Annotated in this window: 14 protein-coding genes and 3 pseudogenes; 8 read left to right on the forward strand and 9 right to left on the reverse strand. The window is 67.5% G+C overall.

Features of this window, described 5'->3' with window-relative positions; genetic code table 11:
* Positions 1–162: 162 nt before the first annotated feature.
* Positions 163–1290 carry a UDP-N-acetylglucosamine 2-epimerase gene (locus tag ACLJWH_RS37605; RefSeq protein ID WP_411146297.1) on the forward strand — a complete coding sequence of 376 codons (1128 nt, stop codon included), beginning with the start codon at positions 163–165 and terminating at the stop codon, positions 1288–1290.
* Positions 1291–1597: 307 nt separating this feature from the next.
* Entirely contained in the window at positions 1598–2833 is a 1236-nt protein-coding gene (locus tag ACLJWH_RS37610) for a histidine kinase (RefSeq protein ID WP_411146298.1), read from the forward strand.
* Positions 2834–2850: 17 nt separating this feature from the next.
* Here ACLJWH_RS37610 and ACLJWH_RS37615 read toward each other — a convergent pair whose 3' ends face one another.
* Entirely contained in the window at positions 2851–3612 is a 762-nt protein-coding gene (locus ACLJWH_RS37615) for a response regulator transcription factor (protein WP_411146299.1), read from the reverse strand.
* Between the two features lie 74 nt (positions 3613–3686).
* On the opposite strand from ACLJWH_RS37615, the gene ACLJWH_RS37620 reads away from it, so the two are divergent.
* Positions 3687–4991 (forward strand): glycerophosphodiester phosphodiesterase family protein, encoded by a 1305-nt coding sequence (locus ACLJWH_RS37620; protein ID WP_411146300.1) that lies wholly within the window; start codon positions 3687–3689, stop codon positions 4989–4991.
* A 180-nt stretch (positions 4992–5171) separates the two neighbouring features.
* Here ACLJWH_RS37620 and ACLJWH_RS37625 read toward each other — a convergent pair whose 3' ends face one another.
* The 5 genes and pseudogenes from ACLJWH_RS37625 to ACLJWH_RS37645 all read right to left on the reverse strand — a co-directional run.
* Positions 5172–6851: an ISAzo13 family transposase gene (locus tag ACLJWH_RS37625; RefSeq protein ID WP_411146301.1), complete on the reverse strand. Its 1680-nt coding sequence runs from the start codon at positions 6849–6851 to the stop codon at positions 5172–5174.
* A gap of 71 nt (positions 6852–6922) precedes the next feature.
* Positions 6923–7975, reverse strand: a pseudogene (locus ACLJWH_RS37630) (ISAzo13 family transposase); the annotation flags it as partial.
* 71 nt (positions 7976–8046) lie between these two features.
* Positions 8047–9849: a group II intron reverse transcriptase/maturase gene (gene ltrA, locus ACLJWH_RS37635; RefSeq protein ID WP_411146302.1), complete on the reverse strand. Its 1803-nt coding sequence runs from the start codon at positions 9847–9849 to the stop codon at positions 8047–8049.
* Positions 9850–10518: 669 nt separating this feature from the next.
* Positions 10519–11100, reverse strand: a pseudogene (locus tag ACLJWH_RS37640) (ISAzo13 family transposase); the annotation flags it as partial.
* 217 nt (positions 11101–11317) lie between these two features.
* Positions 11318–11879 (reverse strand): annotated as a pseudogene (locus tag ACLJWH_RS37645) (transposase); the annotation flags it as partial.
* Here ACLJWH_RS37645 and ACLJWH_RS37650 point away from each other — a divergent pair.
* The 5 genes from ACLJWH_RS37650 to ACLJWH_RS37670 all read left to right on the forward strand — a co-directional run bounded on the left by ACLJWH_RS37650 (position 11836) and on the right by ACLJWH_RS37670 (position 17876).
* Positions 11836–13617: a lantibiotic dehydratase gene (locus ACLJWH_RS37650; RefSeq protein ID WP_411146320.1), complete on the forward strand. Its 1782-nt coding sequence runs from the start codon at positions 11836–11838 to the stop codon at positions 13615–13617. The pseudogene ACLJWH_RS37645 and the gene ACLJWH_RS37650 overlap by 44 nt on opposite strands.
* Positions 13569–14078, forward strand: coding sequence for a thiopeptide-type bacteriocin biosynthesis protein (locus ACLJWH_RS37655; protein WP_411146303.1), 510 nt, complete (start codon positions 13569–13571; stop codon positions 14076–14078). Before ACLJWH_RS37650 ends, ACLJWH_RS37655 begins: the two co-directional genes overlap by 49 nt.
* Positions 14075–15337: a lanthionine synthetase C family protein gene (locus ACLJWH_RS37660; protein ID WP_411146304.1), complete on the forward strand. Its 1263-nt coding sequence runs from the start codon at positions 14075–14077 to the stop codon at positions 15335–15337. Before ACLJWH_RS37655 ends, ACLJWH_RS37660 begins: the two co-directional genes overlap by 4 nt.
* 31 nt (positions 15338–15368) lie before the next feature.
* The gene (gene fxlM / locus ACLJWH_RS37665) at positions 15369–17435 is read left to right on the forward strand and encodes a methyltransferase, FxLD system (protein ID WP_411146305.1); all 2067 of its coding nucleotides are present in this window, start codon (positions 15369–15371) and stop codon (positions 17433–17435) included.
* 105 nt (positions 17436–17540) lie between these two features.
* Entirely contained in the window at positions 17541–17876 is a 336-nt protein-coding gene (locus tag ACLJWH_RS37670; protein WP_411146306.1) for a hypothetical protein, read from the forward strand.
* Here ACLJWH_RS37670 and ACLJWH_RS37675 read toward each other — a convergent pair.
* The 3 genes from ACLJWH_RS37675 to ACLJWH_RS37685 form a co-directional block, all read right to left on the reverse strand.
* Positions 17853–18641 (reverse strand): hypothetical protein, encoded by a 789-nt coding sequence (locus tag ACLJWH_RS37675; protein ID WP_411146307.1) that lies wholly within the window; start codon positions 18639–18641, stop codon positions 17853–17855. The two genes, ACLJWH_RS37670 and ACLJWH_RS37675, sit on opposite strands and share 24 nt — an antisense overlap.
* 164 nt (positions 18642–18805) lie before the next feature.
* Positions 18806–19864, reverse strand: coding sequence for a hypothetical protein (locus ACLJWH_RS37680; protein WP_411146308.1), 1059 nt, complete (start codon positions 19862–19864; stop codon positions 18806–18808).
* A gap of 234 nt (positions 19865–20098) precedes the next feature.
* Positions 20099–20599 carry a hypothetical protein gene (locus ACLJWH_RS37685; RefSeq protein ID WP_411146309.1) on the reverse strand — a complete coding sequence of 167 codons (501 nt, stop codon included), beginning with the start codon at positions 20597–20599 and terminating at the stop codon, positions 20099–20101.
* Positions 20600–20780 lie beyond the last annotated feature (181 nt).

Here is a 20780-nt window from a genome sequence, read left to right on the forward strand (position 1 = left end):
TTCCACGAGTTCATGGCGCCACACGCCTTATGAACTCTGCCTGTTCGCCTCCCAGGCATGAGGAAGCGCCCCCGGCCACGGCCGGACTACGCGAGATGGGGCGGCGGTTCCACTCATATCCGTCATCTGAGCATCACAGTCCGCCTCTAGGCAAGGACGAGGATGGAGCTGTCCCCTTTGCGCAGAGCATTCCTGTACATAGGCTCAAGAGCCGATGCCATTAGGCTGGTACCGCTGGCTGCACACCTCAAGTCATCGGGCTGGGGCAGGCCGTTGGTATTCATCGGAAATGATGAATACGAGGAGTGCACAGAAATTCTTCGTCTGTTCAACCAGCGCTCCTTCCACCGGATTCTCCCATCGGAGCACGCGAAGTCCCCTCCCGTCGCGGATGCATATGCCCAACTTCGCGCATACTGTGTGGAGCTGTTCGGGCGCATCAGACCTGACTTCGTCGCTTTCTACGGTGACGCTCCCGCCTCATATGTAGTGGCAGCGGCTGCCTACATCAAAAGGATTCCGGTTATCCACCTGGAGTCACAGCTCTGTAGCGCGGGGGGCAGGCAAACGGTCCCACAGGCCGTCTTGCGAGGCATCAACAGCCTGCTGACCTCACTTCACATCGCCCCGTCCACTGCCAGGGCACGCCTTTTGGGAGAAGAGTGCCAGATACCACCCGCAGTCTCCATCACCGGCGATCTGATCGCCGACACGTTGAGGCTCATCTACACCAGTGAGGCCGCTTTCAAGGACGAGACGCTCGCGAGGTTTTACGCCGCACCTAACCTTCTGGTGGTGGCCTACACCACGGCGCGTGACGCGCACAGCGAGTCGTTCCGGTATGCCGAGGGGCTGATTCGGCACCTGGCGCAACGAAATCCTGAAGTTAACTTTGCGATCTCCGCCCACATGAGCATCGGCCTGCGGCGCTCCGTCCTGAGGAGAACGGCTCATCTACACAATCTTCATGTCTGCGGAGCACAGTCGTATGCACAAGTCGCACATCTCCTCCGGCGCTCCGCTGTGGCACTCATACGCTCCACCGGCCCGTATGAAGAAGCCAGCTTCCTCGGAGTACCCATCATTTCCATACCGCCTATGGGCTGCCCCGTCCCGGCCACGGCCCGGTCGATCGAGACCTACTTGCACGCCGGGCAAGACTGCGGGAGCAGGGCCGCCGCCCTCGCCACTAGTCCGTCCGTAGCCATGCAGTGCTACCAGGCCATCAAGGCTTACTTCGAGGCCACTCCATCCACATGTTTCATACAGAATGCGACAAAAGCGTACTGAACAGTCCACCGACGAGGAGAAGAGTCGACGTGGCGCACAACTAAATTCTGTGGTGTGGCCCGGAAACGAAACGTCAGGCCTAGCCCGAACATGTCTGGCACGTCCATCCGGTGCCATCCATGCCATAAACACAGACCCTGGTGACGACGCGCGCCTTGCGGTGGGGGGTAGACCACTGGGGCACCATCACCCCACCGGCCTTCGGAGTTCGGCCCTGTTCCTCGACTCCGATCGGGGTCGTGCTCCTTCGTTCTATGCCGGCCGACATGGGTGACCGATACGTCCGGGCAGGCCAAGGAAGAGGGACGTGGTGGTACGCAGCGCATCGAACCGCGACTCCGACAAGGGAACCCGCCGCCCAGGCGAGAGGTTCTTCGCGCCGATAGTAGTAACCACACTTGTGCGACTCCCGCCAAAACGCAAGGACTTCTTCCTCGCCATCGGATGCGCTGTCCTCGCTTCGGCCCTCGTGGTGGTGAACCGCGACGCACTGGGCGGAGTACAGAACCTCTGGGTCAAAATCACCGCAGTTCTCGCTGTCTCCGTACTGGTCTTCTTCAGACGCCGGGTCCCATTCATCTTCTCCGTCGGTGCGGTGGCCGCTTACGCGATCACTTCGCAGGAACTGGTGCTCAGCCTGGCCGCGTACACAGCAGCGCGAATCCATCGGCATCGCCCGTCTCTCATGTTGATCGCCGTACCGATGGCGCTGATCCTGATCGACCCCACGCATCTTCTCGGGTACGCCCCCAACGCCAGGTTGAATATCTACGAGGGGGCGACGGCCGTGGCACTACCATTTCTGCTTGGCCAGCTCCTCAACGCTCTGGAAGGGACGGCCGAGTTGGAAAGCAGAAGCTTTCTGCAGGGCGTCAGGCTGGAGCGGAGCCATCGCGCACAAGAGCGGCTAGCCAGCCGCGCACGGTTGGCGAGAAAGATCCATGACGGAATCGGACATGACGTCAGCTTGATGACCTTGCGGGCTGGGGCGATCGCCGATCACCCGGACGCGACGGACGAGATCCGGACCCTGTGCCAGTCCATCATCGACACAGGGAAGGCCACATCACAGCACATGAGGCAGATCCTCGATGTACTGAGCACACAGTCCCGTAACAGTTGCGGCCCTGACGAGGAGCCAGGTCAGTCCATGGCCGATCTCGCCGACCTTGTGAGGAAGTATCAGGAATACGGGCTCTCCATCCATACAGAGGTCAACCTCAGCGGAGAGACACATAGGATGTGCGCCTCCCTGCAGCTCGTTTACCGCGTAACAGCCGAAGCACTAAGCAATGTAACCAGGTACGCGAGCAGCTCCCAGGTCATGTACTGGCTGCGGCAGAACAACGACACACTGCTGGTCACTATCGAGAACACGGAGCCGAAGCGCACGCCACCCTGGTTTCGCGGAACAGGCCATGGACTCTCTCTACTCAAACGTGACATCGAGCAGGCGGGAGGCACGTTCACGGCTCGGCCAACGGCAGACAACGGCTATCGCGTCGAGGCATGTATTCCGATGTCCGATTCCTCGGAGGCATAGGTCGCCATCAACTGCGATCAGCGCAGACCGGCCTCGTAGGCAACAATCGCAGCCTGTGTACGGTTGTCGAGGCTGAGCTTCTTCAAGATGCGCGACACATAGGTCTTCACGCTGTGCTCGCTCATATGGAGCCGCACGGCGATGGCTCCATTGGGCAGACCCTCTCGTATCAGTTTGAGTACTTCCAACTCCCCTTTATTGAGCAGCTGCAGACGCGCCACCACCTTCGGGGAACCCATGTACGCGCGGCCCAGTCTGCTTGCCACCAAAGCGGCCACCTCAGGACCAAGGGCCGTGCCTCCGGATACGGCGGTACGGACCGAATTACGCAACTCATCCGGCGTGAGCTGCTTCAGGAGAAAACCTGATACACCGAGTTCCAACGCCGCCAGGATGTGCTCGTCGCTGTTGAATGCCGTCAGCATAAGGACCTTCGGAGCCGGATGCATGGACAGAAGCCTGCCGGCAGCCTCCACTCCGTTCAGGCGCGGCAGCTCAATGTCCATCAGGACGATATCCGGGCGCAGCGTACGTGCCTGGGAAACTGCCTCGGCGCCATCACCTGCATACCCGACAACTTCCATGTCCGGAGCAACATTTAGCAGCGACGTTATGCCCTGCCTGATCAGTTCCTGATCATCCACCACAAGGACACGGGTTATTCTGTTCGCATCAGAAGGCATCATGCTGTGCTCTCCCCACCGGCCGATCTCCCGGCCAACTCGACAAGCATCACTGGAATTCGACGGACCGACACTCGACAGTTGCGCGACACTCATTCCAGGACTTCCTACTCTACCGCCTGTTCCGCTCCGTTGGTGGAATCGTAACTCCACCTGAGCAGGAGGTCCCCATGCACGGAAGACGAACGATTGCCGCCGCCGGAGCAATCACGCTTGTCCTGACGGGTAGTCAAGTGTTCGCGCTCACCACCGCCGCACTGGGTAAGACTCCTGCCGCTGCACGTGTTTCGGGGAACATGTCTGACAAGAATGCCATGCCACCTTTGGTGATCGCCCACCGAGGGGGTACGAGTGACCGACCCGAGAACACCATCACCGCCATCAAGAGTGCGTTGGCGCAGAAGGTCGACATGATGTGGTTGAGCGTCCAGGTAAGTTCCGACGGTATTCCTGTCCTGTACCGCCCCGCTGACCTGTCCGCCTTGACCGATGGCAAAGGAGCCGTCGCGAACCACACCGCAGCCGAACTCAGCCGTCTGAATGCCGGTTGGAGTTTCTCCATCGGCACCCGGAAGGGCGACGCCACCTACCCGTACCGGAAGTCCCCGACCCCGATCCCCACCCTGGCCGACGCCCTGGATGCCATCCCGCCATCCATGCCAGTGCTTCTGGATTTGAAATTCTCCCCCCTCCCGGACGCTGCAGCCGCAGTGGCCAAGACGATCGGCAAGGCAGGCGCCTGGTCCCACGTCCGCTTCTACTCCACAGAGCGCGACAACCTCACCGCCCTCGCTCGATATCCGCAGGCGCAGCTCTTCGAAGACCGCGACACCACCCGCACTCGACTTGCGATCTCCCGTCTCACCGGTGCCTGTCAGTCCCCGCCGGCCGCGAAGAGCTGGTCCGGCTTCGAGCTACGGCGCGATGTCGAACTGACCGAGGAATACACCCTCGGCAGGGGTATCAGCCCCGTTCCGAAGGCCGTGATGTGGGACCAGAGGGCTTCCGATTGCTTTCACACTCACCCCGGTGTCAAGACTGTCTTCTTCGGCATCAACAACCGAGACGGCTACGAGACGGCGATGAACCTCGGGGCCTACGCGATTCTTGCCGACTCGCCCCGGGGCATGATGGCGATCAAGAACTCCCTCTCGTCCGCCCGGCCTTCTCCGTCCACAGCATCCCACGGCTCTGTCCATTCGGACTCTCCCGCCACAGCGGCCCCGGACAGCCGCGTCCCTGGCCCGCATGCCGGGGCTGCCACTCAGGACTCAGCGGCCCCCAAACCCATCGGGCAAACCTCGCCACCGGTGCCGCTCTCGTCCGCGGAGCCCACCGGTCCCCCTTCACCTCGTTCAGCACTCGCCAATACCGGCACGGCAGGCGCCCTGCTCCTCTCCTCTGCCGTGGCCGCCGCCCTCGCCGCCCTCGGCTTCGCCGTTGTCCGCCACGCCCGGCGGCATCGGATCCGGTGATCTCACACTGAGGAGTTCTCATCCCGAATGCCAGGTGGCCTCCAGGACATGAACGGCACCCCTGGTCCTTCCGGTCCGGCTTGTTCTGCGGCGGATTCCGCGGAAGATCCCTACCGCCCACACCAAGCGCCGGTGCGTTCCCCAGCGTGCGTGATCCCTCACGCTAAGGGCTTGTAAGAATCAACGCGTTGCTTCGGTCTCTGTCGCGGGGGCTGCGCCGTGTGCGGTTGCGTAGACGTGGAGGCCGGTGAGGGTGGTCAGGTGTGCTACCGCGGGGGCAGGGGTGTGTCCGTGTTGGTCCATCAGTCGTCGGATCTCGCCGGTGGCCTCGCGGATGGTGTCCTTGCTGACCGTGAACAGGCGGGCGAGCACGGTGGGCGGTAGGGCGAGGTGCTGGTGCAGCACGGTGGCCAGGACGCGATCGGTCAGGTCGAGTTTGGCTTTGCGGCCGCCGCCCGGGGCTCGGCGTCGGGTGCCGCCGTCGCATCGGGTAGTGCGATCCGGGGTGTGCAGCGCCTGCCAGGGCGGGGCCAGGGCTGTGGTCAGCTCGGTGAGTTCGGTGCTGGTCATGCCGGTCAGGGCGGGGTGCGCCAGGGTCTCGCGGTCAAGGCGGGCGGTTGGTGTGCCGGGGGTCGTCGGCTCGGTGGGCCGGGGGTGCACGGTGTAGTTCCATTCCCCGTGGAAGGCGTGGCCAGTCAGCGGCACCGCGTTCAGGTCAGCGTCGCTGATCTTCACCCCGGTGGGGTAGCTGCCGGGGTCCAGCTCGGCGTGGACGGTGAGCCCGGTGCGGGTGGTGGTCGCGGCGATGGACTGCACGATGACCTCGTAGCTGGTCAGCGGGCGGCCGCGCCAGTTCATCGTGATCGCGGAGAACAGTCGGTGCTCGATCCGATTCCATTTCGATGTGCCTGGAGGCATATGACAGACCGTGACGGTCAGGCCCGTCTCGGCGGCAAAACCGGCGAGTTCGGTTTTCCAGGCGCGGGTGCGGTAGCCGTTGGAGCCGCCCGCGTCGGCGGTGATCAGCAGGCGGGTGGCGCCGGAGTAGTCGTGCCGTCCCTGCCCGTTCCACCAGCGGCGGATCGATTCGACCGCGAAGGCCGCGGTGTCGTGATCGGTACCGACGTTCACCCAGCCGGTGTCCGCCGCCAGGTCGTAGATGCCGTAGGGCAGGGCCTTGCCCAGCGCGTCACCGGGGAAGTCATGGACGTCGACCCGCACGGGTTCGCCAGCCGGCCGCCATTGACGTCCCGCGTTCTTGAACTCCCCGACGACCTCCTTCTTTTTCGTGTCCACGCTGACCACCGGCTCGCCGTCCGTCTGATGGCCCTTGGCCTGGTCGTTGATGTACCGGAACTGGGCGTCGCGGTCGGGGTGCTGAGCACCCTCGAGGGTCTTGGCACTGGCCTGCAGACTGAAGCCGTTCTCCCGCAGCAGCCGGCCCACTGTTGGCGCCGAAGCGGCATGGCCCTGCCGTGCCAGCTCCCCGGCCAGAGACCGCAGCGACTTGGTCGTCCACCGCAGCGGCGACATCGGATCGCCCCGCTCATCCGGCTCGACCAGGGCCAGCAGCGCCGGAACGAGCAGCGGGTCAAGGTCCTCGGCGCTCTTGCGGCCGCCGCCGTCCCGGCGGACCCGGCCACCGGGCAGTGGATCCTCACCACCCTCCAGCTCGAAGACGCCCTTGCGCACCGTTGTCTCACTCACCCCCGCGGCACGCGCGACGGCCCTCACCCCGCCGTGTCCCAACAGCCTGGCCTCGGCAGCCAGCGCCAGCCGCTGCTGCCGCTCATTCAGATGCGGGAACAACACCCCAAACCTCAGGGCAAGTTGGTCACGCACATCGCTCGATATGCGCATACCACACCAACGACACAGAGACCACGAAGCAACGCGTTGATTCTTTACAAGCCCTAAGGGCTTGCAGATCATTAACGCGTTGTCTTGATCTTGTTTTCGAGGTCGCTGGTCTGGGCGAGGATCCGAGTCTGGAGGGGCAGGAGGGCAGCGGGTGGGGTGGTCGCGGGTGGGATGACGATGTCGTGTGCTTCCAGCAGTTTCCTGATCTTCAGCAGGGTGCGGTGCATGGCTGTGCGGCTGCTGCCGAAGAGTACGGCGAGGGGTTCCGCGGCCAGGGCGAGGTGCAGGTGGAGCACGGTGGCCAGGACCTGATCGGGGAAGGCGAGCCTTGGCGGGCGGCCACGCCGGTCGCCCCCGTCCGGGGTCAGAGTCTGTGTGAGGTCATTCAGTTGCTGCGGAGACATGCCGGTCAGAGCGGGGTCGGTCAGCAGAGTCTGGTTCCACTGCTGCGCTGGCGTCCGCGAAGCCCGGACCGCCGGGACGGCCGGGGCCGGCTGGGGATGCAGGACGTAGTTCCAGTCGCCGTGGAAGCCATGGCGGGTCAGCGGCAGAGCCGCCATCTCCGCGTCACCGATCTGCACTCCGGTCGGGTAGGTGCCGGTGTCGAGTTCGGCATGCACCCGCAGTCCGGTGCGGGTGGTCGTTGCAGCGATGGACTGGACGATGACTTCGTGGCTGGTCAGCGGACGGCCCCGCCAGTTCATGGTGATGTGGGAGAAGAGGCGGTGCTCGATCTTGTTCCACTTCGATGTGCCTGGCGGCAGGTGGCAGACGGTGACCGTCAGCCCCGTTTCAGCGGCGAGGCGGGCGAGCTCAAGCTTCCAGGTTCGGGTTCGGTAGCCGTTGGAGCCGCCCGCGTCCGCGGTGATCAGCAGCCGTGTCGCCTGCGGGTAGGCGGCTTGGCCCTGGCCGTGCCACCAGCGGCGGATCGATTCCACCGCGAACGCGGCGGTGTCGTGATCGGTGCCGACGTTGACCCAGCCGGTGTTCGCCGCCGGGTCGTAGACCCCGTAAGGGATCGCTTTGCCCAGCTTCGGGTCGGCGAAGTCGTGCATGTTCACCGGCACCGGACCGCCGGCCGGGCGCCACTGGCGGCCGTCGTTCTTGAACTCGCCGACGAGGTCGGGTAGCGGGAGCACATTGCTGTGCTCCCGCCCCCTCAGAACCGTGCATGCCCGTCGTCCGAGCACACGGCTCAAGCAGGCCCCGGAGGGCTGCTGGCAGGTTGCAGTGCTGTCCGACTGCCGGTGCTGGCAACGCGCCAGCGGTGGCAGTGGGTGTGGATCAGGCGGAGATAGGCGGCGCTGTCCGGTGTGCTGCGGCCCGGCTCGGCGGTGATCGCGTTCTTGCGGACCGCCTGTCGGGTCACCTTGAGCCACTGTTCCCATTCCGATGGGCTTTGCGGCTCGTGGTCGACGTGCAGGAGGAGCCCGTCGCAGAGCGGACAGCGGCCGTGCTGCTTCTGCAGCAGTCGCAGCCCTGTCGTACTCAGCGGGGGTTTCCGCTTGCTCCGTCGTGCAGCCCAGTACTCGCTCAGGGCCGGGTCGTCGACCGACGCCCGGCCCGGAACCATCTGGTGCCGGACAATCTTGGTCCAGGCGAACTTGGTGAGATAGGCCCCGGATTCCCGGTCACCGAACACCCACCGGTCCTGCCTGGACCGGTTGAACCGTCCGAAATATCGGGACGCCACCCAGTGCTTCGACTTCTTCGGGTGGCTGTGCTTGGCCCACTTGTAGGTGAGCTTCCACATGTGGAAGTCCAAGGAGGCGAACGCCTCGCTGGACACCACGCCCCGGTAGTAGGCGGCCCAGCCCCGGATGATCGGGTTGAGCTTGGCAATCACCGCCGCGGCGTTGACCCCTCTCAGGTTCACCACCTCGGCGGAGAGCCGGTCCCGAATCCGTTGCAGGGCAGCCCTGCTCGGCTTGATCAACAGCGTGCCGCGATAACGACGGACGTTGAACCCCAGAAAGTCATAGCCGTCATCGAGGTGCGCTATGCGCGTCTTGTCCTCGTTGAAGACCAAGCCCCCGGGCGCCAGCCACTCGGCCAGCCAAGCCTTGACCAATTCCGCCTCCTCACGGCTGTGACACAGGGCCACAAGATCGTCGGCGTACCTGATCAAAATCGGCGACCCCGCCTCGGTCTCCCCGGCGTGAGCACCGGTTTGCCGATAGCGGACCCCAGCCGCCCCCTCCAACCCATGAAGGGCCACGTTCATCAAGAGGGGAGAGACGATCCCGCCTTGTGGGGTCCCCTCTACCGTCGGGGCAAATCTCCCTTGGTCGACCACCCCGGCCTTGAGCCACTGCTCAATCAGACCCCGGGCGGGGAACTGCCCGAGCAGGGTCAGAAGCCGATCATGATTGATTCGGTCGAATGCCGCCGTCAGGTCGGCGTCCAGCACCCACTGCCGCTTGGGGTCCTTGCCCTTCGCGGCCTGGAAGATGGCCTGGATCGCGTCGTGACAGCCACGGCCAGGCCGAAATCCGTAGGATCGCGGCTCGAACCGTGCCTCCCACTCGGGTTCGAGTGCACCGAGAACCAGGGCCTGGAGACACCGGTCCAAGATCACGGGAATCCCGAGCGGCCTTCGACGCCCGTTCGCCTTCGGTACGAACACCCGCCTGACGGGCTTGGGCTTCCACGGAGCGGCCTTGTGCTGCAACCAGTCGGCCAACTCGGCCTTTCCCCGGGGCAGCAGTACAACCATCCCGTCGACGCCCGCCGTCCTGCGGCCAGCATTGACCTCCGTGACCCGCCGCACGCTCACCAGCGTGTTGGCGCGGGAACGAAGCATCAACTTCTGCAGATTGCGGACCCGCTTGAGGTCCCCTGCCTGCGACGCCGTGAAGATCCTCTGCCTCAGCCGCCTTACTTCTCCCTCCGTCGCCTGCCAGTCGATCGACAGCCAGTCGGTGGGGTCGCCCTCCGGTCCGTTCACCGCAGCCCGGTCAACTACGGCGGAGCCCGCCGTGCCTTTCGGTGTCGCCATGGTGTCCAACTTGTCCTTCGGTTCGAGCGTTGATGGTCATCGGGTCCTCACAGGCCCACCTGATCCACGTCAGCACCCTTTCGGGTCCGGGCAGTGCCCGTATCCGGCCAGTTATGCGAGACGACCAGCGGAGGCGCTGGCCACCAGTCCCGGTTTCCTGCTGCCTTTCGGCTGCCGGCCTTGGCTATTTGGATCATCCTGTGCCCACTGGGGAGTTGGGCCTTCCTTACGGTCGGCTTACCGAAGAAACTGCCTCCGGACCCCATCGGGGTTACCACGTTCCACGCGAGCGAGATACGACCGGGATGGGTGCCCCCTTAACTCCGGGACGGCGATGCTCTCCCGGCTGACAAAGAATCCCCAACCGGCGCCTGCCGCTTCTCAACGGCCAGTCCTGCACCCCGCTGGAACATCCCATCTGCGGGGCCAAAGATCACGAAGCATCATCAGGGGTTCAGTCGCCTTCACCCGTCCGGTCTTCCCCTTGCCTGTGGCCTGCGGATGGAACGCAGGCCCTTGGGCTTCTCCCCCGAGCTCCGCACCGAGCCGTTACCGGCAACGCACGTCGGGGCGGGGACTGGCCTTGAGCACTGGCCAGGAACACGCTGCCGACGTCAGTCGTCGGGCCTCTGACCAGCGCATTCACTCAGCTCGTGCAGCATCGTGTCGCACCTCCTTCTTCTTGGTGTCCACACTGATCACCGGCTGGCCGGCGTCCCGGTGGTCGCGGGCTTGCTCGTTGAGGTAGCGGAACTGTGCGTCCCGGTCGACGTGCTGGTTGCCCTCAAGGGTCTTGGCGTTGGCCTGCAGGCTGAAGCCTTCCTCCCGCAGCAGATCTGCGACGGTGTCCGCGCTGACCCGGTGCCCGGTCCGGGTCAGCTCCCTCGCCAGGGCGCGGGTCGACTTCACCGTCCATCTCAGAGGCGACATCGGATCACCCCGCACATCCGGCTCGACCAGCGCCAGCAGGGCCGGTCGCAGCCCCGGATCGAGTTCCGCGACCCGCTTGCGGCCCCCGCCCGGACGCCGCACTCGGCCCAGGGGCTCCTCGCCGGCCTCCAGCTCGAACACCCCCTTGCGGACCGTCGTCTCGCTCACCTCGGCCGCCAGCGCGACGGCCCGGACCCCACCGTGCCCCAGGACACGGGCCTCCGCGGCCATCAACAGCCGACGCTGCCGCTCGTCCAGATGAGGGAACAACACCTCGAACTTCACGGAGAGTTGGGTACGAGCCTCAATCGGGATGCGCATACCACACCAACGAGCCACACAACGGGAAGCAACACCTTGATCCCCTGCAAGCCCTTAACCTCGATCTTTCGTGACGGTCTGCGGACGGAGTTGGCAGACCGTTTCGTGTTCTGTGTCTGATGGTGGGCAGGTCAACTGCCCGGCTGTCGCGTCGGGTGGGCGCCGGTTCCACGGCTCCGGTGGGTTGGTGCTGCTCGTGGGGATGGGAAGGTACTGGTCAGCCGGGGTTCGGGAGAGCGTGGAGCCGGTCCAGGGCATTGGTGATCAGATCGGTCCAGGGCCAGCGCTTGGCGAGGCGGAGGTAGCGGCGGCTGGTGGTGACGAGTCGGGCGGCAGTGGAGAACAGCCGCAGTCGCAGGCGGCGGGGTTCCCAGAGCCGGGCGTTGCCGGTCAGGGCGAGCATCCGCATCCAGGCGAGCAAGTCGAGTGCGATCTGGACGATCTCCAGCCAGACCCTGTTTTGCGCGGTGTCGTGCAGGGGGGGGAGGTTGCGCGGGCGGCCCGGATGCGGTCCTCGGCCCGTGCCCGTCGGCGGTGGCGGAGCTCGAGTTCGGCGATGGGCCGGCGGGTGGTGTTGGTGGCGAAGCACGTGATCCGCATGCCGTCGGCGTCCGTGATCCTCAACTGCGCCCCGGGATGAGATCGTTCCTTCCAGACGATCAGCCACATGCCCTTCGGCCGGCCGTCGATCATGCCGCCGGTGAGTTCGGCGACCAGGCTCCGCAGATCGCACCGCTGGTAAACGAGCTCCACGCCATCCACGACGAGCTGACGGCCCTGGGCGACACCGGGACGTGGGGCGACACACGGGCACGGCGGGTGACGGCCGGGCGGATGCGAGCCCTGTCCGGGGCTGTGGACCAGCCGCTGAGGGCGGACCTGCGGCTCGGCGCCACCCTGGTCTTGCCGCACCTCGTCGCCGACGAAGCCGCCGCGGCGGCCGACGCGCTCATCCGGCTCAGCCCCGTGCCCACCGTCAGCGCCTCCTGGCTGGACTACCACCGCCGCTTCACGGCCCGGTACGGGCCCGGCACCCTGGTGCCGCTGGCCGACGTGGTCCATTCCGCCACCGGGCTCGGCTTCCCCGCGCATTTCACCCAGTCGCCCGCGCCCCGGCACGTCTCCGCCCGGGACGAGGCCCTGCTCACCTGGGCTGGGCAGGCCGCCCTGGACGGCGCCCGCGAGATCGTCCTGGACTCCGTCCTCGACCTCCCGGCCCCCGAGGGTGCCGCGATGCAGCGGCCGGTGTCGGCGGTGAGTCTGTGGGCCGACCTTCGCGCCGCCTCGCCCGAGGCGATCACCAGGGGCGACTTCAGGCTCGGGGTCGTCGGGTTCGGCCGGATCGCGGCGGGCACCGGCCGCTTCCTCGACCTCCTGAACGAGGAGGACCAGCGCCCAAATTCCGCGCACGGCGCTTGGCTGCCTGCAACTGAAGGGGCCCTTCTCGCTCAACTCTCGTTTCCGCCCCGGCATCCGCGCTCTGAGAATGTCCTGCGCGTCCCGCCCGTCCTGCCGTACGTGATCCCTCTGGCCGAGCACCGCGAGGCGGCCGACGAGATCATCCCGGTGACGGATCTCGCCCTCACCGCCGACACGACACGGCTGTACGTCGTCTCCCGATCGCGGCGGCGGGTGGTGGAGGCGGTAGTGCCGCACGCCCGGGCACGGCACACCATGCCGCCCCTGGCCCGGCTGATCTTCGAGATCCCCCGGTCCGTCCACCCGCAGGTCACCGCGTTCGACTGGGGCACGGCCGCCTGCCTGCCCTACCGGCCCCGCCTCCGCTACGGCCGCAGCATCCTTGCCCCCGCCCAGTGGCGGCTGAACCCGGCTGACCTCCCCGGCCCCGACGCGTCAACGAGCACGTGGGACAAGGTGCTCGACCAGGTGCGTGAACGGCAGGGACTGCCCCTCTGGATCGCGGTCGGCGCGGGCGACCACCAACTGCGCCTGGACCTGGACGAACCCATGGACCACGCACTCCTGCGCTCCCACCTGAAGGCCGCAGACCGCCCCATCACCCTCTCGGCGGCTCCCAGGGCCGACGAGTACGGCTGGGCCGGCGGACGGGCCCACGAGATCGTCGTCCCGCTCACCGCGACCGCACCGCCGGATCCCGCCCCGCTGGCCCTCACTGGACCCGCCCCGCTGCCCGTCGCTGACCCCGGCGACGGCTCGGGAGTCGTGTACGTGAAGCTGTACGGACCGCCGCAGACGTTCGACACGGTCCTCACCCAGCACCTTCCAGCCCTGCTTCAGCAGTGGGGTACAGCGCCCCGGTGGTGGTTCGCCCGCTACCACCACCCCGGCCCGCATCTGCGGCTTCGCCTTCACGATGCGGACCGTGAGCGGGCTGCGGGACGGATCGCGGCTTGGGCGGATGGTCTGCGGCAAGCCTCTCTGGTCGGTGAGATCGCCTTCGACGCCTACCGCCCCGAGACCGGCCGCTACGGGACCCCGGTCAGGCGATGGAGGCGGCCGAGGCCCTGTTCGCCGCCGACTCCGCCGCCGTCCTGACCCAACTGCACCTGCTTTCCGCTCACCAGGACATCGCCGCGCAGGCACTGGCCGCGGCGAGCCTTCTCGACCTCGCAAATGCCGTGCTCGGCGGCCCGTCAGCGGCGACCAACTGGCTGCTCGGACATCCCGAGCACGCGTCCGGCGCCCCCGCCCAGGACCGTGACATGCGCCGCCAAGCCCTCCGCCTTGCCGATCGTGAGGTGCTGCGGCAGCTGCCGGGCGGGAGTGAGGTCGCCGACGCATGGACACGCCGATCCGAAGCGGCGGCCCGCTACACCGCCTGCCTCACATCTTCGATCACCCGGCACACTCCGGACACGGTGCTCGGCTCGGTGCTGCACCTGCACCACGTACGGGCCCTGGGGATCGATCCGCAGGGCGAGGCCATCACGTACAAGCTGGCGCGGGCCGTCGCCCTGTCCCGCGCGGCCCGGAGCCGGGAGGAAGGGCAGCGGTGACCGTGCTGGAGATGTCCCACCTGCGTGAGCGGGCCGCGGCCATGGCCGACGAACTCGCCCTCGCCCTGGCGGTGCCCCCGCCGCCGCAGGGCGAGGGCGACTTCAGCCCCGGCAGTCCGCGCTGGCGCGACCAGTCGCTGTCCAAGGGCGCTGCCGGAGTCGCCGTCCTGCACGGCCTGCGTGCCCAGCACGAACTGGGCGGGATGGAGCCGGTGCACGCGTGGCTGGCCCGCGCCACCCGCGACGACCTCACCGCCGGCCCCGGGGCGGGCCTGTGGTTCGGTGCCCCGGCCGTCGCCTTCGCTCTGGCCACCGCCGTCCCCGGCAGCTACCCGGGCGCGCTGGCCCGCCTCGACGACGGCGTCACCCAACTCGTGAACTCCCGGCTTTCGGCCGCCCACGCCCGCATGGACGCCGGGCAGCGGCCCTCGCAGTACGAGTTCGATCTCACCCGCGGCTTGTCAGGCCTCGGCGCCTATCTCCTGCACCGCGAGCCGGACGGCGATCTCGTTCGCCGGGTCCTGGCCTATCTGGTGCGGCTGACCGAGCCGGTCAAGGTCAACGACGAAGCGGGAGCGGACGCGCCGGGCTGGTGGACCCACGACAGTTCCGCCCACGACCGCGATCCCGCCTACGCCGCCGGAGAATCGAACTTCGGTATGGCCCACGGCTGTTGTGGTCCTCTCGCCCTTCTGGCCCTGGCCATAAGACAGGGAGTGGCCGTTGAGGGGCAGAGGGCCGCGATCAAGCGCATGTGCCGGTGGCTGGAGGACTGGCGCCAAGAGGCACCGGCAGGACCGTGGTGGCCCGAGCGGATCACCGTGCACGACCTCCGCGCCGGCCAGCCGTCACAGGAAGGGCCGCTGCGGCCGTCCTGGTGCTACGGCACCCCTGGCCTCGCGAGGGCCCAGCAGCTGGCCGCCCTCGCCCTGAACGATGCCGCCCGACAGGAGGCGGCCGAGAACGCCCTCGCCCGGTGCCTGGCCGATCCCGCCCAGCTCGCCCGAATCATCGACCCGGCGTTGTGCCACGGCTGGGCCGGGCTGCTGGCCACCACCGCGTTCGCCGCCGCCGCGGCCACCCCAGCCCTCGCCAACCGTCTCCCGCGCCTGCTCGACACGCTCCTCGCCCACGCCCGCGACACCCCGCCAGGCGCCCTGCCCGGCCTGGTCGAGGGCAGTGCCGGCATCGCCCTGACCCTGCACACCCTGGCCACAGGCACCAGCGGCGGCTGGCCCGCCTGTCTCCTCCTCAACTGACGGCCACCACACGATGATTGGATCGACGACGATGAGCGAAGTGGACGCCCCTTGGTCGCAGGTGAACCTGTGGTGCGACACCTGGCAGGCCGCCGAGCAGATGGCCATCCAGCACCTGGGGCCGCAGCTGGCTGCAGCCGAGGAATCGGGAGACATCGCCTCGTGGTGGTTCATCCGAAAGCGCGAATCCTGGCGCCTGCGCGTCCTGCCCGCCCAAGACCGCGACGCGACCGCCTTCCTCGGACAGCTGACCAGCACGCTCACCGAACGGGCCGCGATCCGGCACGCCGAAGGCGTCATCTACGAGTCCGAGACCCGCCGCTTCGGCGGAGTGCAGGCCATGGATATCGCCCACGACCTGTTCCACGCCGACAGCCGCCACATCCTGGCCCACCTCGCCCACCAGGGCGCCGATCACCGTCGTGAGGTCGGTGTCCGGCTCGCCACCCGCATGATGCTCGCCGCCGGACAGGACCTCTACGAACAAGGCGACGTGTGGGCCCAGCTCACCGAGCACCGCAGCGACGGCGAGGTCCAACCGTCCCCGGCGACGCTCGTCGCGGTGCAGATGCTCATCACCGCCCACAGCGACACCGACGACAGCCCCCTCACCCGGATACCCGACTGGCCGACCGCCTTCGAGAACGCCGGACGCGCCCTCGCCGACCTCGCCCACCACGGACAGCTCACCCGAGGCCTGCGGGCCGTACTCACCGACCATCTGCTGTTCGCTTTCAACAGGCTCGGCATCTCCGCCGCCCACCAGAAGGTCCTGGCCACCGCCGCCAGCCGCGCGATCTTCCACCGGGAACTCGTACCCGGCAAGGCCACGCGAACCATCCCAGCCGACCCCGCCCACCCCACTACAGTCAGGCCAGTGACCATGCACTCCACCGACGCCCCGGCCCTCGACCCGCAGGAACTGCGCGACGCCCTCGCCGCCAAGATCGACAGCCTCGGCATCTTCCACACCCCGGCCGTCAGGGACGCCTTCCTGACTGTGCCCCGGCACCTCTTCCTGCCTGGTGTCGACCTCGCCACCGCCTATGCGTCCAAGCAGGTGGTCACCAAGCGCGCGGACAACGGCACCGCCATCTCCTCCGCCTCCAGCCCCAGCATCGTCGCCATCATGCTCGAACAGCTCGACGTCACGCCGGGCATACGGGTGTTGGAGATCGGCTCGGCCACCGGCATCAACGCCGCCCTGCTGGCCGAGCTCGTCGGGCCGACGGGCAGCGTGGTCACCATCGAGCTCGACGACGACCTCGCCGACGGCGCCCGCGCCCATCTGACGGAGACCGGGTACAAGCAGGTCACGGTGCTCTGCCGGGACGGCGCCCTGGGTGATCCCGACTCGGCGCCCTTCGACCGGATCATCGTCACCGCCGGGGCCTGGGACATCGCCACCGCCTGGTGGGACCAGCTCGCCGTCGGCGGTCGGCTCGTCGTACCGCTCCGCCTGCACGGCAGCGACCTGACCCGCTCGATCGCCTTCACCCGCACCGACGACGGCCGCATGGTCAGCAACAACGCCGCCGTCTGCGGCTTCGTCCCGATGCGGGGCGCCGAAGAGATGGGCGAACGCCACGTCCGACTCGCCGACGGCGCCATCCTCAAGATCGACGTCGAAGACCGGCCCGACGAGGAGGCCCTCGCGAAGGTCTTGTCCTACCCCGCCGACCTGACGTGGACCGGCATCCAGGTCCGCCACGACGAACCCGCCGCCCACCTCGACCTCTGGCTCGCCACCATCGACAGCGGTCTCAGCTTCGGCAAGCTGTCCATCGACACTGCCGCCCGCAATCTCGGGCTCGCCGACCCTGCCGTGCGGTGGTCCGGCGCCAGCCTGTACGACGGCGGCACCCTCGCCTACCTCACCGCCCGCCCCGTCAGTGATGACGCCGACGAACTGGGCATCGTCACGCACAGCCCGGACAGCCTCCTCGCCGACCACGTCCACGAACTGCTGAACCGCTGGAATCAGCAGCGGCCCACGCAGCCGACCATCACCGCCCATCCCGCCGCCACGGCCGACGACCAGCTCGCTCCCGGAGCCCGCGTCGCCCGGCCGAACACCCGCCTGACCATCAGCTGGTGAACGCACACCGCACCTGACGCCTGTCCCCGTCGCGCCTACGCGGCGGGGACTTGTCTTTCCGCAGCCCAGGGCCGGTTGTGAGTGCCCTGCGCGACCATGGCCTGCATGACGACCGAAGCACACGCCGCCGAGCGACAGATCCCGGCCTGGATCCCCACCGTCGGCCCCGGCTGGACCGACCTTCTGGACCAACTCCATCGCGATCTGTCCGCCCTCGATCCCGCCTACCGGATCGAGGCGTTCGGCACACAGCTCGGATGCCTACGGATCACCGTCGCCGACCGCTTCGAGGCCGACGAGTTCGACGGCGAGTACGCCGACCAGGCCGCCGCCCTGACCGATGTCCCTGCCGGCCCCACCGGTCACCCTGGTGAGGGTGTGACCAGCGGGATGGGGCAGCTTCGTGCGCGACCGGCTTCACCGGTGAACCGGATCGGGTGACTCCTCGCTCGCGCCCCGAGTGCACAGATGTCCAGACGGGCAGGCCGGGCAGCCCTTCACCTCCAGCCAACCGGACGCGGCGACGGCGGCGAACAGCTCCCTCGCCCGCTCCACGTCTCCGTCCCAGCCCATCCGCTCGCAGAAGTACTCGGCGGTTGCCTCATCGCCGGCGGCGTCACACGAACGGAGATAGCCGAACGCGGCGAACTCTTCCGACGTCAGTTCCGCCACGGCACCGTTCGGCATGCACGTCTTCGGCCCGACGTCCTCGGGCTCATCGTCCACGAACACCCATGGCTCACCGGGGTGTTCGGGCCTACGGGCGACCAGCCGGCCGATCACCGTCTCCTCGACCGACTCCATGAGCAGGGCCCCCACCGCATGCAGCTCGTGAACGCTCTCGCGCACCTCATCCGGATTCACTGACCCCGCTGCGAACATCGAGGCCGCCTCATCCAGCGGCACCATGATTCCGCCGTCACCCTGACGCAGCGGCAGGAACCCGGAGTCGAGCGCCATATCCAGCAGCACCGCGGCCTTAGGCACCCGACCGGCATACGGCTTCGCCAGCCGAGCAAGCCGTTCCATGAGGTCGAGGGCATCGGCACCGACCCGAGGATCGGTGGCTGCGAACGAGGTGTCCATCCCGGTGTCCACCTGAAACCACTCCTCATACAGCGGGCCAGGCGGCTCCAGCTGGTCGAGCGAGTAGTTCGCCGCCGCACGCCGTTCCCTGCGCGGCTTCCCGATCTTCCGACGTCCCATAACCAATCTCCTTCGCGATGCCCAGACTTGAGCCAGGACAACTACCAATCCCAAGACGCCCGGCGTCGACGCCGCAGACACCGGCAGACACACCGGCCACGGTGCCGGCAGGAACGCCGACGGATCACCCACGCGGAATCGCGAGCGACAGATGGAATGCCGTTCTACGCTCCGGCATGTGCGGCGACGGCCGCGCTTCGCGCTTTGGGCAGCACGATTCCCTGGGCCTGAGCTGCCTGGCCCGGGCGTAGGGTCCACGGCACCGTGCCAGTGTCCGTCAGCCACTCATTCGCCAGCAGACGCTTCACGACGAAGCCACGCAGCGGCCCTTTCAGGCCCCAGCCCAGGCCCGCGCTCAACTGGGCATACGAGGGGCCGTGCCCGTGCTCGGCCCGAAAGGTCACAGTGAACTCGGCGGATCGCGGACCGCGATCAGGGTGGGCGTCTTTCCACTCGCCGTAGGCAGTCTTGACGGCCTGAGAGAAGAACTGGGAGCAGGCGACGCCGGTGAAGGCCTCCGCGACTCGCTCCACCGGGAGGGCACACACTGCGCAGTGCTCGACGGCCTCGACATGGCGTCGCAGGGCAGGGGTGGCCGTGTTCTTCCACCGCTCCCACGCAGCAGCATCGAACTGGGGCCCGGGCGTTGTGGTCTTTGTGGACCGTTCCTCCGCGGTGGGGCGGCGTTGTCCCGAGAGGTGCTGAACCACGGGGTCGAGAAGGAAGCGGTCCTCGGACAACCCGGTCAGGAAGCCCTTCTGCAGGAGTTCGGGCAGGCAGGCTCGACAGGCTGCGGGAAGGTCCGGCGGGATCCGTCCGAGGAGCTTGGAGGTGCTGTGGGCAGCGAGGAACAGGCTGGCCAGCCGCGCGGCGGGAGGCAGCTTCTTGACCAGCTTGGCTGACAAGGCTCGCGTGGTCCATCCGGACACCCGTGAGCGTGTCTGTTTCCCGAAGGGAAGAGGGTGGTCGTCCTCCACAGCCAGAGCGGGAATGGCGATGCGGACCGGCGTTGACGGATCACCGCCGAAGAGTGCGTCGTCCATCTGCCAGCCCAGGGCCCGCAGGGCGTCAACCGCTGCCTGCTGATCACCCAGCCTCAGGGCGGACAGATCCTGCCCGGTGAGGTTGGCGGAACCGCCCCTCGCGGCCCGGATGGCCACCACCGCAGCGATCAACTGAGCGTCGGGGCCGGGCAGGGGCAACGAGGCCACGTAGCTCAACAACGTGCGTGCTGCTTCCCCTTGCGTGGAGGTCAAGAGGAATGGCGGCGCTGACGGCTCGCTGGCGGGGGAAGTGCTGACCTTGCTGGGGCTGGATGCAGTCTTCGGCACGGCGCGTTCAACGCGTGCTACGGACCTGGGTCACGCTTCGTGCGCCATCTGGCGGGCCGTCGCCCCTGGCACCCCGGGCCGGTGCGGAGGCTATGCGCAGGCGACCGGCAGAAGCACCGGCCGGGGTCAGGATCCGAGGTGTGTCTTGATCTCCGTCTGCCAGACGGCATAGGCGCGGTCGACGTGCAGGGCGGCCAGGTAGGCGGACAGCCGGTCGTCGTCGGCATCGGCCAGTGCATCGCGGGTGAGGTAGGCGCGCGCCTGAGCCAGCCGGTCCTTCACCCGCCACCACTGCTGGTCGACCCCGGCCTTCTCCTGGACCGTCTCGTACAGGGCCTGCAGTGCGTAGCGGATTGAGCGCACGTCGCCCGGAGCCACGTCCAGACGCGGGATGGTGGGGTCGAGGGCGCTCCGACCCCAGGTGTTGATCCGCACGACGATCCGCCGAAGCGAGGCCTCCGCCATCGGGATGCCGAAGGCGGAGTCGTCGGCGTCGGGCGCCTCCTGGCTGGGGTGGGCCGGAGCGTTCGGCGTCAGGGCGAGCAGGCCGGCCTGTTCCAGCAGCCGGGCCATGGGCCCGCAGGCGTCCTCGACCTGGTGGAACGGGCAGTATTCCGGGATCAACACAAGGCCTTTCACGACGCGGCGTCGACAGAGCCGGACATGCTACGGCACCCCGTCCGCCACCTCAGTGCGCCCGCCTTGCGCTACTTTCAGTCGAATTATGGCTACGCTGCGCGTGCAGCGCTTCGGCGCTGATTCTTGGCAGTGCGGGCGGTGTCGGCGTGTACCTCGCATCGGCATCGCC

This window comes from Streptomyces sp. x-80, assembly GCF_046549095.1.
GTDB lineage: Bacteria > Actinomycetota > Actinomycetes > Streptomycetales > Streptomycetaceae > Streptomyces > Streptomyces celluloflavus.

What these genes read in the sequence shown, in the direction of transcription:
- ACLJWH_RS37605 (WP_411146297.1), top strand. Translation starts at nt 163, where the DNA reads ATGGAGCTGTCCCCTTTGCGCAGAGCATTCCTGTACATAGGCTCAAGA.
- ACLJWH_RS37615 (WP_411146299.1), bottom strand. Translation starts at nt 3,612, where the DNA reads ATGAGTGTCGCGCAACTGTCGAGTGTCGGTCCGTCGAATTCCAGTGAT.
- ACLJWH_RS37620 (WP_411146300.1), top strand. Translation starts at nt 3,687, where the DNA reads ATGCACGGAAGACGAACGATTGCCGCCGCCGGAGCAATCACGCTTGTC.
- ACLJWH_RS37625 (WP_411146301.1), bottom strand. Translation starts at nt 6,851, where the DNA reads ATGCGCATATCGAGCGATGTGCGTGACCAACTTGCCCTGAGGTTTGGG.
- ltrA (WP_411146302.1), bottom strand. Translation starts at nt 9,849, where the DNA reads ATGGCGACACCGAAAGGCACGGCGGGCTCCGCCGTAGTTGACCGGGCT.
- ACLJWH_RS37655 (WP_411146303.1), top strand. Translation starts at nt 13,569, where the DNA reads ATGGAGGCGGCCGAGGCCCTGTTCGCCGCCGACTCCGCCGCCGTCCTG.
- fxlM (WP_411146305.1), top strand. Translation starts at nt 15,369, where the DNA reads ATGAGCGAAGTGGACGCCCCTTGGTCGCAGGTGAACCTGTGGTGCGAC.
- ACLJWH_RS37670 (WP_411146306.1), top strand. Translation starts at nt 17,541, where the DNA reads ATGACGACCGAAGCACACGCCGCCGAGCGACAGATCCCGGCCTGGATC.
- ACLJWH_RS37675 (WP_411146307.1), bottom strand. Translation starts at nt 18,641, where the DNA reads ATGGGACGTCGGAAGATCGGGAAGCCGCGCAGGGAACGGCGTGCGGCG.